Origin of the sequence: Mycolicibacterium austroafricanum, from assembly GCF_902705885.1 — a bacterium.
GTDB classification, from domain to species: domain Bacteria; phylum Actinomycetota; class Actinomycetes; order Mycobacteriales; family Mycobacteriaceae; genus Mycobacterium; species Mycobacterium vanbaalenii_A.
Genome location: NZ_CACSIP010000076.1, coordinates 165312 through 179149 on the forward strand (window position 1 = coordinate 165312; position 13838 = coordinate 179149).

A 13838-nucleotide genomic window follows, 5' to 3' on the forward strand; every position below is an offset into this window, starting at 1 on the left:
CACCAGACAACTTAGCGAGTGTTCGGTGCTCTCTGGTACATGTGGCAGGGGCACCCCTGGTGAGATGCTCCTCGCAGCGCGGCGGCGGTCAACCGATGTCGACGAAGTAGAAACGGCCGGTGGTCTCCACGACCCGGTCTGTCTGGTTGCGATCGTTTCCCTGACGTCCCATCTGTAGGACCACCTGTTTCATCTGTGGGCCCGGTCGGACCGCGACGACGTCGGCTTCCTCCAGGGGCACGGTGCTGACTCGATTGACGATGACGTAGTTGCCGTCTTCCTCGAGCATGTCGATGACCTGCATGGCGTTGCCGGCCCCACCGGGGGCGGCCGCAGCAGGGGCGGTCGATCCGACGATCACGGCGGAGAGTGCGGCGGCGAGTCCGGCGGTGCCGGCGAGGGTGATGATCTTCATGAGGGTCTGTGCTTTCTGGTTTGAAGGGCTTCTCTGCCGGTGGTGTGGTGCTGACCCGAATGCGTTACATCGACCGGGCAGAGCAGCAGAGAGGGCGCCCCAGTAGGGGCGCCCTCTCTGCGGTGTGCGGGTTACTTGACGTCGACGAAGTACACGTTGCCGGTGGTTTCGAGGACCTTGTCGTCGCCCTGGGCGTCCCAGACGTACTCGCGGATGGGCTGGCCCTGGCGGACCGCGACGACCTCTGCGTTGTCGAGTGCGGTCGATCCCTGGCGGTTGACGATGACGCGGTGGCCGTCGGCTTCCAGCGAGCTGATGGTGTCGGCGGCGCTGCCGGAGCCGGAAGGGGCGGCGGCGGCGGAGCCGGCCAGACCCATGAAGGCGGCGGTGAATCCGGTGGCGGCGGCGGTGACGGCGGTGGCGGCGGTGAGGTTCTTCATTGTTCTTCTCCCTATGTGGTCGATCTTGGTGTTCTGACCCGTCCAACCAGGCCTGCGCACGGATGATTTCCGCTGGCAGAAATTGATCGACCCCTGGCAGAAACCCGCCCGCCCTTCCCGCCGGAACGGTATTCCAGCNGCGAAAACCCGAGTGGGGACCTGCTGGAATACCGTTCCGGCGGGGAACTGGCGCGGCCGGCGGGGGTTAACGCAGCCGGTGGGCCAGCCCGGAGGCGCGCACCACCCGCCGCGAGATCGCCTCGCGGATGGCCGACTCCGAGCCCACCACCCGCACCCGCTTCTTGGCGCGCGTCACCGCCGTGTAGAACAGCTCGCGGGTCAGCAGCCGCGACTGTTCCTGCGGCAACAGCACGGTGATCTCGTCGCACTGGCTGCCCTGGCTCTTGTGGATCGTCATCGCGTGCAGGGTGTCGACTTCGGGGAGCCTGCCGGTGGTGAACTCCAGCGGCCCCGAGCCCGAACCGACGACTGCGCACAGCCCGCTGCCGCGCACCACGGTCACCCCGGTGTCCCCGTTGTACAGGCCCAGTCCGTAGTCGTTGGCGGTGACGAGCACCGGTCGTCCGGCGTACCAGTCGGTCCAGATCGGTTCACCTGTGACGTCGGTCAGCCACCGCTCGATCTGTCGGTTCCAGTGGTGCACTCCGTACGGCCCGCGCCGGTGCGCGCACAGCAGCCGGTGCTCACCGAGGGTCGCCAGCGCCGCCTCGCCGTCGCCGAGGATCGCCGCCTCCCGGAGCCGCAGAGCATGGGGGAGCAGCACTTTGCGCAGCCGGTCACCGGGCGCGTCGCTGTCGAGCCAATCGATGTTCTCGCCGCCGGCAGCCAGCAGGTCGAGCACCCGGTCGGCGTCACCGTCGCGGATGGCCGAGGCCAGAGCCCCGATCGACTCGCCGAACCGGTGCGACGTCTGCAGCGCGGCGACGCGCACGTCGGCGCGGTCACCGAGCCCGTCGACCAGATCTGCCAGCACCGCACCGGCTTCCACCGAGGCCAGCTGATCGGCGTCGCCGACCAGCAGCAGCCTGCTTTCTGGGCGCACCGTCTCCAGCAGCCGGGCCATCAGCGTGAGTGAGACCATCGACGTCTCGTCGACCACGATGACGTCGTGGGGCAACCGGTTCTCGCGATGGTGCCGAAACCGCGACGAGCTGTCCGGGCGCGGCCGCAGCAGCCGGTGCAGCGTCGAGGACCGCAACTGCGGAAGTCGGTCCCTGTCGCCCCGGTCGAGTTGGTCGACCTCCAACTGCACGGCCTCCAGCAGCCTCGCCGCGGCCTTGCCCGTGGGCGCCGCCAGCGCGATCCGCAACGGCGGCCTGCCCGCCAGCGCCGCCTGCTCGGCCAGCAGCGCCAACAGCCGCGCCACCGTGGTGGTCTTGCCGGTGCCCGGCCCGCCGGTCAGCACCGTGAGTGACTGTGTCAGTGCGACTTCGGCTGCGGCGCGCTGCTCCTCCCAGCCGGCCGGGAACAACCGCTCGAGGCCTGGCAGGGTGTCACCGGGCGGCGTCGAGGACAGCAAAGCCAGCACGTCATCACAGACCTGCTGCTCCTCGAGCCAGTACCGGTCGAGGTACAGCAGCTCTCCGGCATCGTGGCTCAGCAACCGCAGCACCGGCGGCGCGCCGGCCAGTGGGCTGGCCCGCACCGCGGCCAGCCACGACTCGGGGGACGGCCACGGCAGCTCCGGCATCGCCACCGCCTCGGCGATCGAGGACAGGTCGACGCACACCGACCCCGCTCGCAGCGCGCGCACCACGAACGCGACAGCCAGCGCGACGGACTCGTCGGTGTCCCCGGCCAGTGCGGTGAGCCGGCGTGCCACGTGAAAGTCGGCCGCTTCGAGCACCTCTGCGTCGGTGAACGCCCCGAGTAGCCCGGCGGCGGCGACGGGTCGCGGATTCACGGTGCCACCGACCCGGCGCCCAGCAGATCCGAGAGGTCCACGATCATCGGCGCCGGCGGCTTCCAGCTGAACACCCCGGCCGGGTGGCCGTCGACGACGGGGGTGGCCTCCCCGCACATCCCACGCACGAACAGGTACAGCACCCCGCCCAGATGCCGCTCCGGTGTGTACCCGGGTAGGCGCCACCGCAGGAAGCGGTGCAGCACGACGCAGTACAACAGTGCCTGCAGCGGATAGTCGGAGTGCAGCATGGCCTCGGCCATCCGCGCCTGGCCGTAATCGGCGGAGGTCAACGGCATCTCGGGTTCGCCCAGCCAGTTGGTCTTGTAGTCGGCGACGAGGTAGGTCTCACCGACGCGCAGCACGACGTCGAGTGAGCCGGTCAGATAACCCCGCAATGACTGCTCGGCGAGGGCTCCGTTCATCAACCGCTCCGCGTAGGGTGCCAGTGGGTCGTCGACCGGGACATGGCGCCGAAACAGTCGCCCGACGTCGGCCAGCGAAATCCGCGGCCCGTCCCCCCGCACATCACCACCGGCGAGAGGGAACTCGAACTCCATCTCCCGCAACCGATCCGGCAATCCGATCTGCCGCAGCGTCACTCCGGGAGCCAACGGGCCCAGCGGTGTGTCGTGCATCGGCACCAGTGCCGCGGCGAGGTCTTCGGCCGGAACGTCGACCGGCCACCAGACCGAGTGCTCGCGGATCTGGGCTTCGAGTTCGATACCCAGATCGGGTGCGAACGGATCGGCGGTCTCCAGCACGGAATGCACCAGGGTGCCGAACTTCGCGCCCATCGGCAGGTCGGCCATCGGCGACGGGACCTCCGCCACCGCGGCCTCGGCCGGTTCCGCCACCGGGATGTCACCGACCTCGTCGTCGAGTTCGACCACCTCGGGTTCGCTGGAGACGCCGCCGGAGGTCTCGGCGGCGCGGATCAACCCGGAGTACGACGTGCGTCGCCATGAGGCGTCGATATGACGCCGGAACCGGCGCACGTCCAAATCCGCAGGCGCGCAAGGTAACTCGACCTCCGCGCCGGGAATCACCACAGAGTCTTCCAGCACCGGGCCGCCCCGCTCGGCCCAGGCCCGCAGCGCGGTCATCGCGTCGGCGTCGTCCAGCGTCGCCGGGTCACAGCGGTCCGGTATCACCGGATCGCCGGGGACGCGGCCCCGCAGCAACCGGGACAGCCCGCCGTTCGGCTCATCCCACGACGGCGCCCACCAGGCCACCACCTGGCACTGCGCGCGGGTGAGCGCGACGTAGGTGAGCCGGATGTCGTTGGACGCGGTCTCCCGGCGGCCGAGTTGGGTGACCTCGGCGCAGTCCGGACTGGTCTCACCCCCGATGTGCAGGCACCGCCGTGTTCCGTCGTGGAACAGCACCGCCTCGTTGGTCCGGAGGTTGCGGTTGAACGCGAACGGCAGGTACACCACCGGGTACTGCAGGCCCTTGCTCGCATACACCGTCATGACCTGCACCGCGGCGGCGTCGCTGTCGAGGCGTCGGTTGCGTTCGGCGGCGCCGGTGCGCTCGTCGCGGTTGGTGCGCAACCAATCACGCAGCGCGGGCAGGCTGAAGTGTTCGCGGTGGGCGGTGTCGTGCAGTATCTGGGTGATGTGCGCCAGATCTGTCATCTGCCGCTCACCGTCGGTCCACGACAGCACCCGACGCCCCATTCCGGCGAGCTGCGCGGCCTCGAACACCGCTGCGACACCGCGCTCGCGGACGTGGTCGGCCCACTCGCGAACCGTGTCGGTCACCCTGTCGGTGAGGGCGTCGCCCTGCGCCGCGAGTTCTTCGGCGGTGTGACCGAAGAACATCGTGGTGGCGGCGGCCCTGATCAAGCCGGTGCGATGCGGTTGATCGAATGCCTCGAGCAGGCACAACCAGTCGTCGGCGGCGTCGGAGCGGAACACGTCGGAATCACCGGTGTACACCGCGGGGATGCCCGCCGCGGTCAGCGCGTCGAAGCACGGTCGGCCGTCCTTGTGGATCTCGACGATCACCGCGATGTCACCTGCCCGGATCGGGCGTCCGTCATAGGTGGCGCCGCTGGCCAGCAGGGCGCTGATGTCAGCGGCGAGATCCCGCGGAATGTGAGTGCGCAGTCGGTCGATGGGGATCGTCTTGTCCTGGCGCGTGCGGACGGTGTCACGGGAGACGACCCGTAACCGGAACGGGTCGTTGCGCGGGGCGCCGGCCAACCGGTGGCCGCGGTGATACGCCGTGACCGGGCGCACAACGATGTCACTGTTGCCGAGTTCGCTGTCGCGGAGCACGGCCTGCAGGGAGTCGACGAGCACGGCGTCGCTTCGCCAGTTGGTGCCCAGCGTCTGGCGTTCCCCGGCGGTGCCGGCCGCATGCAGGTAGGTGGCGATGTCGCCGCCGCGGAACGCGTAGATGGCCTGCTTCGGGTCGCCGATGAGGATCAACGTGGAGCAGCCGCTGAAGGCCCGGTCGATCACCTGCCACTGCACCGGGTCGGTGTCCTGGAACTCGTCGACCATCACGATCGACCAGCGACGGTGCATCCGGACCCGGGCGGGGGAGTCCCCGGACTCCAGCGCGGTGGCCAGCCGGCTGAGCAGGTCGTCGTAACCGAGGATGCCGCGTCTGCGTTTGCGCCGCTCCAGCTCGTCGCACACGGCGGCGGCGAAGTCGACGCGGACCGCGGCGTCGGTGCCCGCCGGTGGAGCCACCGGGCGCAGTTCCGCGCTCGGGTTCTGCACGACGGCGCGGGCCAGGTCGAGCGCATCTCGGCGCGACAGCGGCGGGTCGTCCCGCACCCGGCCGAAGTAGCCCAGGTAGAGGTCGTCGACGATCTCGGTCACCAGATCGTCGAGGCTCTCGGCCAGCGTCACCCCGGCATCGGTATCACCGGCCACGCCAAGCGATTTGAGGACGAGGTGGCAGAACTGATGCGTGGTCGCGATCGTCGCGGCGTCAAAACCGGCGAGAGCGTCGCGTAGCCGTTGCTCGCGGTCGCGGAGTTGCTCGGCGGTGCCCTCGAGCAGGTGGGCGACGAGCTGGTTGTCACCGACGGTCGACGGGTCGCCGAACGCCAGCACCGCGCCCAGGATCTGTTGACGCACCCGTTCGCGCAGCTCCTGGCTGGCGGCCTTGCTGAAGGTGATGAGCAGCATCTCATCGAGGGTCGCCTGCCCCTCGGCGAGGTACCGCGTCACCAGGCCGGCGAGCGCGAATGTCTTTCCGGTGCCGGCGCTGGCCTCCAGCACCGTGGTGGAGTCGGGTGCCGGCAGCGGGCCGAGAAGGTCGAACGTCTTCATCAGTCGGGGTCTCTCTCGGCCTGCAGCATCGGCAACCACAGCCGCGCGGCGTAAGCGCCCAGCCGGGTGGTCTCACCGTCGTACTCCTCGCCCGGTCGCACCGGCTCCAGCAGGACGTCGAGCTTGGAGTTGTAACCCCAGACGCGCTGGTGTGCCGGCTCTTCGTTCTCGCCCGGGAACCTGCCGGTGTTCCACTTGAAGCCCGCCTGCCGATTCGGGAGGCCGCCGGTGTGACGGGTTTCCGCCCACGCGTAGGAAGTCTTGAGCGGCAACGGGATCGGCTCCCGCCGGCCGGCGTCGTAGATCGCCACCAGATCGGCGAGCACGTCGACCGCCGGCACCGGTGGCGCGCCGAGCAACCGCACCCGTGGCCGACCGCCGCGCCTGGCCCGGCCGATGCATACGGCGGCCCACGCGTTGCCGGGGTGGCGAGCGGTCAACGCCAGCAACCGGATCCACGAGGCGAGAAGATGCCGACCGTCGAGCTTGGAGTAGGTGACGGAGACCAGCCGGTCGCCGTGGACCCCGGGAACCGTCCCGGTCACCCGTCGGCCACTGCCGACATCGATGTCGACGTCGTGCGCCTGCGGCGGCTGCGTACGGTGTTGGTGCGCGGCGATGGCCAGAGCCGCGGCCTGCTCGCGGATCTCCTGCGCCTTGCGCCAACCGAGTTGGCCGGGCGGTAGCGAACCGCGCCGCCACTCGGCCTGTTGCGCGTCCCTGGGATGCATGCCGCGCTGCATGTCGTCGAGCATCCGGTCGCCGACCTTCCACTCCTGCAGGGCGTCGATCTCGACCGGCATCGCGTCCTCGGTGGCGTCGACGTCCCACGGCAACGTGAAGTCCAGCGCACGGAAGAAGCCCTTGACCGGGTCGCGGAAGAAGCCGATCAGGTCGTCGAGTTCGACGTCGTCCGGCGACGGCGCCGGCAGCGGCCTGCCGAGCAGCGCGGGACGCGGCGCGCGTTCACCCGCGGCGACCTCGGCGGCGACCAGAGTGGTCTGGTCGAAGGTGAACGGTGTGCCCGGGGGCATGTTCAGCGCACCCGGGGTCACGTTCCGGATGTCGAACGGCTGCAACGGGTGTTCCACCAGCACCTGGCTCCGGGCCCGCTGCGGGGTGGTGAGGTCGAGGGTGTCCAGCAACTCCATCAGCGGCACCGCGGGCGGCTTGCGCTGTCCGGTCTGTTCGTCGGAGCCGGTGTAGGTGATCACCAGCTTCTCGGTGGCGGCGCCGATCGCGTCGAGAAGCAACTGCCGGTCCTCGGAACGGATGTCGCGTTCCCCGGTCATCGGCTCACGGGCCAGCGCATCATCTCCGTCGACGACGCCGAGCCGCGGGAACACCCCGTCGTCGAGGCCGACCAGGCACACCACCCGATGCGGCACCGAGCGCATCGGCACCATCGTGCAGACCGTCAGCGTGCCGGTGCGGAAGTTGGCGCGTGTCGGCCGGCCGGCGAGGTGGCGATCCAGCAGCGCCCGGACATCGGAGAGCCGCAGCATGGTGCCGGTGCGCGACCCGGCAGTGCTGAACACCTCGTTGAACTCCCGCTGGACCTGGCTGGACTGCCAGGCGTCGGTGTCCGTGACGCTGGTCAGCAGCGTGATGCCGGCCGTGAGCGCGGCCAGCCAGTCGCCGAGAGACTTTGTACCGGAAAGAGATTCGACGACGATGTGGAGCCGTTCGATGTACTCGGCCAGTCGCCCGGCGAGCTCCACCCGGTTGCTCCCGACGTCGTCGAGGGGCAGCGTGGTGTCCAGCCAGGCGCGCGAATCGTCGGACATCGCCACCCCGGCCAGCACCCTGTCGATGCCGAACCGCCAGGTGTTCTGCACGAAGTCGACCCCGTAGGGCCGGCGGTGGGCCGAATCGAAGCCCCAACGGATGTTGGCCTCGCGCACCCACTCACCGATGGCGTCGAGGTCGTCGTCGCTGAAGCCGAACCGGAACCGCACGGGTGCCGACTCGGCCAGGTTGAGGACCTCGCTGGCGGTGGCGCGCCCGCCGGCCAGGTCGAGCAGCCGTCGGGCCACCCCGAGCAGGGGGTTGGTCTGGGTGAGCGCGCGGTCAGCGAGTTTGACCCGCAGCTGATGTGCGGGATGCGCGCCGTGGACGACGTCGCCGAGACCGAAGCCCGCGACGATCAACGGGGCATAGGTCTCGATGTCGGGGCACATGACGAGGATGTCGCGGGGCTCGAGCGTGGGGTCGTCGGCCAGAAGGCCCAACAACACCTCCCGCAGCACGTCGATCTGCCGGGCCGGGCCGTGGCTGCTGTGCACCTGCACCGAGCGGTCGCCGGGCGACAGATCGCGGCCCGCGGCGCGGGCGGCGTTGGCGGCGATATCGGATTGCAGCCACGCCAGAAGCGTGCCGGCGCGGGGCGTCGAGTCGGCCGTTTCGCTCAGGCACTCGTCGGTCCGGGGGTCCGCGGGCAGACTGCGCTGAAGTTCGCGCAGGTCGCGACCGAGCGTCGCGAGCAGGGGGTGCCCCACGAGGCGGTGGGACGTGTCGTCGCGACGGGCGACAGCGCCGTGGGCGTCGCGCAGGCACTGCCACAGGGCGTCACTGGGATGCGGCAGCCACAGGTGCAGATCGTGGTGCACGCTCAGTGCGTGCAGCAGTTCGATCTCGGTGAGCGGCAGCCGGGTGTGTCCGAACAGTGACAGCCGCTGCGGCAGCTCGGTGGGCGACTCCTGCAGACGCGCAATGGTTTTGGCGTGCCGAACCGGCGGCGGGTCGGCGTCGACACGGTCCAGCAGGGCGCGGTAGAGCTCCGGCTGCCACCGCAGGTCCGGGTCGAGGCCGGCGGTGTCGCCTGCCAGCCAGTCGACGAGCAGCTGCGGACGCTGCCGCGCGTAGGAGGCGAACAGACCGGCAAGGCGCCGCGCGACCGCGTAGCGCCGGCCTTGGCGCAGCTCCTTCTCCTCGCCGGACTCGAAATGTCCGAGGTGCGCAGCCAGAGCGGAGCACCATGGCTCGTCGAGGGCGCCGTCGATCACCTCGAGCAACGGCCACACCGTCGCATCCGCCGACCACGGATCCTGCTCGGCCACCCCGGTGATCTCGGCGATGAGCGACCGCGGATGCCGGAACGTCACCCCTGCGCACACCCCGTCGTCGGTTCCGGCCCCGCGGCCCAGCACATGCGAGAGCCGTTGGCTGAGCCAGCGCTCCATGCCGCGCGCGGACACCAGCACCAGCTCCTCGGCGAAAGGATTCGGCAGGGGCGTGGCGAGCAACTCACCGAGGCCGTCGGCGAGAAGGTCGGTGCGGTCGGCACGATGGAGGTGAAGTGCCATCGGCGGCCACATTACGGCGCTGCCGGTCCCGCGCGGCGCTCAGCCTGGTTCGACGACGTTGCCGCGGCCGGACTTCGAGATCTCCGGGTTGCCGGAGAAGTAGGTCACCTGGTTGTCGAAGCCGGAGGCGACGATGGTTTCGGCACTCTCGACCGTGACGATGTTGTCCATGCCGGAGACCGACACGCGGACACAGGGGCCTTGGATGTCGACGGTGTTGGTGATGCCGCTGACACTCACCGAACCCTGATCGCACACCACGGTCAGGCGCCGTTCGATGCCACCGAAGCTCAGCGAATCGCCGGGTTGCACCGTCACGACCTCGTCGAGGTCGGCGCGGGGCTGTGCGCGCGGCGCGTCGACGGCACCACCGCCGCCGGCGATGCCGGGCGGACCCGTCCGGGTGGGTGCGTCGGTGCCCGAACCGGCGAGGTCGAAGAAGGCGACCAGCGCCACGATGCCGAACCCGACGACGCCGACGGCGATCAACGGGACCAGCCAGAGCGCCGTCCGCGACCGCTTGTGCACCACCCGCTGCGGCGGGGAGTAGTACGGCGAGTCGTACTGCGGATACGGGTTCAGCTGCGGCGCCCCCGGAAAGGGCGGGACCGGCACGTCCGCCGACGACGTGACCTCATACGGCCGGGTTCCCAGCTCGCTGGCGTGGGCCTGTTCGGCGAGTGGACGCTCGAGATCCCGGATACGGGCTTCCGGATCCCCGTCTGGCTCCATGCCCAGATGTTTGCACAGGTGATCGTCCCAGCTCAACGGTTGCAGGCCGAAGGTAGATCTGTCCGAACGCTGACAGTTGCCTGCACCGGGGTTCGGCGGCCGGTCGGCGTGGTACCCACAGACCATGGCGGCACCCGGCTTTCTCGCCATCGGCAGTGGTCCTGCGGGCGTGAGCGCAGCTGAGACGTTCCGCAGCAGACACCGTCACATCCCTGTCCGCATCCTGTCGGCCGACCCGGCGTTGCCCTATGCCAAGCCGCCCCTGAGCAAGGGGTACCTGTGCGGGCGCCAGCCCAACCTCGATCTGCACAGTGCCGGCTGGTTCGACCGCAACGACATCGAACTGATCCGTGGCGTGACCATCGAGCGCATCGACGTCGGGGCTCAAGAGGTCGTCACCGCCGGCGGCGTCCACCATCCCTACTGGCACCTGCTGCTCGCCACCGGTTCGGCCACGGTTCCGCTGAAGGTGCCCGGCGGCGATCTCGCGCAACCACTGCGGACCTTCGCCGACGCCGTCGCGTTGAAGATGGCGGCACGGCACGCCGAGACGGCGGTGGTGGTCGGCGGCGGCCTGATCGGCTGTGAGGCCGCCGCGTGCCTGGCCGGGCTCGGCGTCGGAACCACCATCGTCGCCCCCGAGGCCGTGCCCCTGGAACGCCGGTTCGGCGTCGACGTGGGCGAGCGGGTGGTCAAGATGCTCTCGGACGCCGGGGTCCGATTCATCGGATCGAGCACCGTGGCCGCCGTCGAGCACACCGGTGTGGTGCTGACCACCGGCGAGACGGTCGACGGCGATGTCGTCGTCGGCGCCACCGGAGTGCGCCCGGACATCCGGCTCGCCGCCGCGGCCGGTCTGGTGACCGAGGGCGGACACGTCGTCGTCGACGAGCACATGCGCACATCGGCCCGAAACGTCTATGCCGCAGGCGATATCACCCTGGCCCGCAATGTGACGGCGGGCCGCCGGGTGGTCTCCGAGCACTGGCGCGATGCCGCTCAGCAGGGGCTGGTCGCCGGGCTCACCGCCGCCGGGTACCCGGCATCATGGGACATGATCTCCGGGTTCTCCTGCGAGATAGGCAAGTTCACGCTCGAGTACCGTGGCTGGAGCTCACCGGACGCCTCATGCCGCCTGGTCGACCGGCGTGACGGGTTCTCCGCGACCTACCACTCGGACGGCCGGGCAGTCGGCACGCTGGAAGCTACAGCCAGTCCCGCTTCTTGAACATCACGTACAGCACCACCACCAGCACCGCGATGATCGCGGTGCTCACCACGAATCCGCCGGTGGTGTCGATCCCGGGATAGAGCACGTTCTGGCCGTAGAAGCCGGTGATCGCCGTGGGTACGGCGATGATCGCCGCCCACCCGGTCAGCTTCTTCATCACCATGTTCAGCCGCGCGTCCTGCAGTGACAGGTTCGTCTCGAACACCGTCGTCACCATGTCGCGCAGCGATTCCGTCCACTCCGACACCCTCAGCACATGGTCGTAGAGATCGGCGTAGACGGGGTCGAGCTCGATCGCGGTCCTTGCGTCCATCCTGCGGTGCTGGATCAGCGTCACCACCTCACGCATCGGCAGCACCACCCGCCGCAACGCGACAAGATCCTTGCGGAACTGGAAAGTCTTGCGCTGCAACCCGCCCCGCGGTGCCTGATCGGAGAACAGCTCGTCTTCGAGGGTCTCGATCCCGTCATCGAGGCACTGGACGGCATCGAAGTGCCCGTCGACGACGACGTCGAGCAGGCCGTGCACCAGTGAGCCGACGCCGTGTTCCTGCCCGCCGAGTTCGTCGAAGCGCCGGGACACCGGGTCGATGTCGAAATCCGGGGACAGCCGGACGGTGATCAACCCGCGAGGCAGGACGAACGCGGAGATCCGATGGGTCTGCAGCGTCGACTCGGATGCGTCCTCGGGAGGGGGAGTCCGGACGGTGACCGCGTACACGGTGAAGAACGTGTGCGTCTTGTAGGAGGCGGCCTTGGTGCGTTCGGCATCGGCGATCGCGTCCTCGACCGCCCATGAGTTCAGGTGCAACTCCTGTGCGAGATCCTTGAGGATTGCGTGGTCGGGGTCGTAGATGTCGCACCACATCAGGGTGTCGTCGGAGGCCAGGTAGTCCGATATGGCCGAGAACTCGAAGTCATCCTGCGCACTGCCGTCGCGCCAGATCCGACCTCGGACGTGGGTCACCGGGAAGGTGCCGTCAGCCGGGGGTGAACTCGGTTGCCAGGCCGTCGATCCCGGCCCGGATGGCGTCGAGCGCGGACTGCCGGGCTTTGAGCTTGGTCGCGCGGTGCGCGCCGGCGTTGAGCGTCGTCGCGGCTTCCTGGGCCACCTGCTGGGCGCGGGTGACGACCTGATCTGCCTCGACGATCTCGTCGAGCCAGCCGGCGGCGATCGCGTCGTCACCGACGAACGTCGACGCCAGTGCGGTGCCTCGCTGGAACGCCGCCGGGGTCAGCCGCATCCGCATGATCTCGATCGCCGAGATCGGGATGGTCATCCCGATGGCCACCTCGATGGCCTGGCAGCGCGACTTCGGCGCGCCCACCCGGTGGTCGGCCGACAGCAGCAGGAACGAGCCCATCGCGATCGCAGGCCCGGTCGCGGCGATGATCACCGGCACCGGGAACGTCAGTGTGCGCAGCGACAGTTCGAAGCCCCCGGCGAGCATCCCGTGCGCCGCGGCGGCATCCCCGGACTGGAACACCGCCAGATCGAACCCGCCACTGAACACCCGGGAGTTGCCCGCCAGCACCACCGCTTTGGCGGCGTCGGCCTCGGCCCGGTCGAGTGCCTCGTTGATCGCCCCCTGCATCGCGGGCCCCAACACGTTCACCTTGCCGTCGTCGAGGGTGATGGTTGCGACCGGGATTTCGGAGTCCGCGAGTTGGTAGGAAACAGTGCTGGTCATGGTCCTCCTGTCGGGCCGGGGCGGGCGGCTCGAACCTAACAGCGCGCCGCCTCGGCTAGGACAACGGCACCTCGGTGCCGGGGCTGAGCGGATCCGTACGCAGCGCGATCGCCTCGGGTTCGGTGCCCGGCGGGACGTCGAAGGTGACTCCGACGTCAGCCTGATCGCCGGGACCGAGCTCGACGATGGTGCCGCCGGTGTAGAACGTCGCCTCGTCGTCGATCGAATAGACGTTGCCGTCGGCCCTGAGCTTCTGGAAGGTTCCCAGGAACGTCGCGGGTGCGTCGCTGACGTTCGTCACGGTCATCTGCACGACCACGAACTCGCCCGACGCCCTCTTCTCCACCGGGGCGTCGGGGGAGGTCACGGTGTCGCCCACCTCGATGCCGTGCACCGTGAACGCCAGCGCTCCATCGGTGGCCGTGTCGGCGCCGGACGCCGGTGGAGCCTCTGTCATCTCGGGCGACGCGGTCATCTCGGGGGACGTTTCCGTCGGTTCATCACCCCAACCGTCGCCGCCCGTCGTGGGTGGGGACGTCGTCTGCGTGGTGTTCGGATCGTCGACGGCCTCGATCGTCGCCGAACCGTCGTCGGCGAAGAACGCCGCGTACACGACGACGGCGACCAGCACCGCCAGCAGGGCCGCGCATGCCGCCAGGTAGCGCATCAGCAGCTGGCGGCCGGCGTGTGCGCTACTCGGAGGCGGTGGGCCGGGCATGGGTGGCGTCGGCTGCACCGGAGGCTCTTCGGGTGCGCGGTGGGCACCGATGTGCGGGCTCTCGGACGTGGGCGGGGGTGGTGGTGGCG

Annotated in this window: 10 protein-coding genes; 1 reads left to right on the forward strand and 9 read right to left on the reverse strand. The window is 69.6% G+C overall.

Annotation, left to right across the window (positions count from 1 at the left end; all coding sequences use genetic code 11):
* Positions 1 to 88: 88 nt before the first annotated feature.
* From BEMPMBAN_RS32370 to BEMPMBAN_RS32395, 6 genes are all read right to left on the reverse strand, one after another.
* Entirely contained in the window at positions 89 to 415 is a 327-nt protein-coding gene (locus tag BEMPMBAN_RS32370; RefSeq protein ID WP_159235549.1) for a hypothetical protein, read from the reverse strand.
* A 131-nt stretch (positions 416 to 546) separates the two neighbouring features.
* Positions 547 to 855 carry a hypothetical protein gene (locus BEMPMBAN_RS32375; RefSeq protein WP_159235550.1) on the reverse strand — a complete coding sequence of 103 codons (309 nt, stop codon included), beginning with the start codon at positions 853 to 855 and terminating at the stop codon, positions 547 to 549.
* Positions 856 to 1060: 205 nt separating this feature from the next.
* The gene (recD, locus tag BEMPMBAN_RS32380) at positions 1061 to 2779 is read right to left on the reverse strand and encodes an exodeoxyribonuclease V subunit alpha (protein WP_159235551.1); all 1719 of its coding nucleotides are present in this window, start codon (positions 2777 to 2779) and stop codon (positions 1061 to 1063) included.
* Positions 2776 to 6072, reverse strand: coding sequence for an exodeoxyribonuclease V subunit beta (gene recB, locus BEMPMBAN_RS32385; RefSeq protein ID WP_159235552.1), 3297 nt, complete (start codon positions 6070 to 6072; stop codon positions 2776 to 2778). The genes recD and recB overlap by 4 nt, the downstream gene beginning before the upstream one ends.
* Positions 6072 to 9377: an exodeoxyribonuclease V subunit gamma gene (recC, locus tag BEMPMBAN_RS32390; RefSeq protein WP_159235553.1), complete on the reverse strand. Its 3306-nt coding sequence runs from the start codon at positions 9375 to 9377 to the stop codon at positions 6072 to 6074. Before recC ends, recB begins: the two co-directional genes overlap by 1 nt.
* Before the next feature lie 39 nt (positions 9378 to 9416).
* Positions 9417 to 10109 carry a DUF3060 domain-containing protein gene (locus BEMPMBAN_RS32395; RefSeq protein WP_159235554.1) on the reverse strand — a complete coding sequence of 231 codons (693 nt, stop codon included), beginning with the start codon at positions 10107 to 10109 and terminating at the stop codon, positions 9417 to 9419.
* 124 nt (positions 10110 to 10233) lie between these two features.
* Between BEMPMBAN_RS32395 and BEMPMBAN_RS32400 the strand changes: the two genes are divergently transcribed.
* The gene (locus BEMPMBAN_RS32400; protein WP_159235555.1) at positions 10234 to 11337 is read left to right on the forward strand and encodes an NAD(P)/FAD-dependent oxidoreductase; all 1104 of its coding nucleotides are present in this window, start codon (positions 10234 to 10236) and stop codon (positions 11335 to 11337) included.
* Here BEMPMBAN_RS32400 and BEMPMBAN_RS32405 read toward each other — a convergent pair.
* From BEMPMBAN_RS32405 to BEMPMBAN_RS32415, 3 genes are all read right to left on the reverse strand, one after another.
* Complete coding sequence (locus BEMPMBAN_RS32405; RefSeq protein WP_159235556.1) at positions 11315 to 12307, reverse strand: magnesium transporter CorA family protein; 993 nt, start codon at positions 12305 to 12307, stop codon at positions 11315 to 11317. The two genes, BEMPMBAN_RS32400 and BEMPMBAN_RS32405, sit on opposite strands and share 23 nt — an antisense overlap.
* A gap of 13 nt (positions 12308 to 12320) precedes the next feature.
* Complete coding sequence (locus BEMPMBAN_RS32410) at positions 12321 to 13031, reverse strand: crotonase/enoyl-CoA hydratase family protein (RefSeq protein WP_159235557.1); 711 nt, start codon at positions 13029 to 13031, stop codon at positions 12321 to 12323.
* A gap of 55 nt (positions 13032 to 13086) precedes the next feature.
* Positions 13087 to 13838, reverse strand: a 752-nt coding sequence (locus tag BEMPMBAN_RS32415; protein ID WP_159235558.1) for a DUF4352 domain-containing protein, incomplete at its 5' end; no start/stop codon positions are given.

Bases quoted from the DNA above. Each gene is read 5' to 3' on its own strand.
- BEMPMBAN_RS32370 (WP_159235549.1), bottom strand. From the start codon at position 415: ATGAAGATCATCACCCTCGCCGGCACCGCCGGACTCGCCGCCGCACTC.
- BEMPMBAN_RS32375 (WP_159235550.1), bottom strand. From the start codon at position 855: ATGAAGAACCTCACCGCCGCCACCGCCGTCACCGCCGCCGCCACCGGA.
- recB (WP_159235552.1), bottom strand. From the start codon at position 6,072: ATGAAGACGTTCGACCTTCTCGGCCCGCTGCCGGCACCCGACTCCACC.
- recC (WP_159235553.1), bottom strand. From the start codon at position 9,377: ATGGCACTTCACCTCCATCGTGCCGACCGCACCGACCTTCTCGCCGAC.
- BEMPMBAN_RS32395 (WP_159235554.1), bottom strand. From the start codon at position 10,109: ATGGAGCCAGACGGGGATCCGGAAGCCCGTATCCGGGATCTCGAGCGT.
- BEMPMBAN_RS32400 (WP_159235555.1), top strand. From the start codon at position 10,234: ATGGCGGCACCCGGCTTTCTCGCCATCGGCAGTGGTCCTGCGGGCGTG.
- BEMPMBAN_RS32410 (WP_159235557.1), bottom strand. From the start codon at position 13,031: ATGACCAGCACTGTTTCCTACCAACTCGCGGACTCCGAAATCCCGGTC.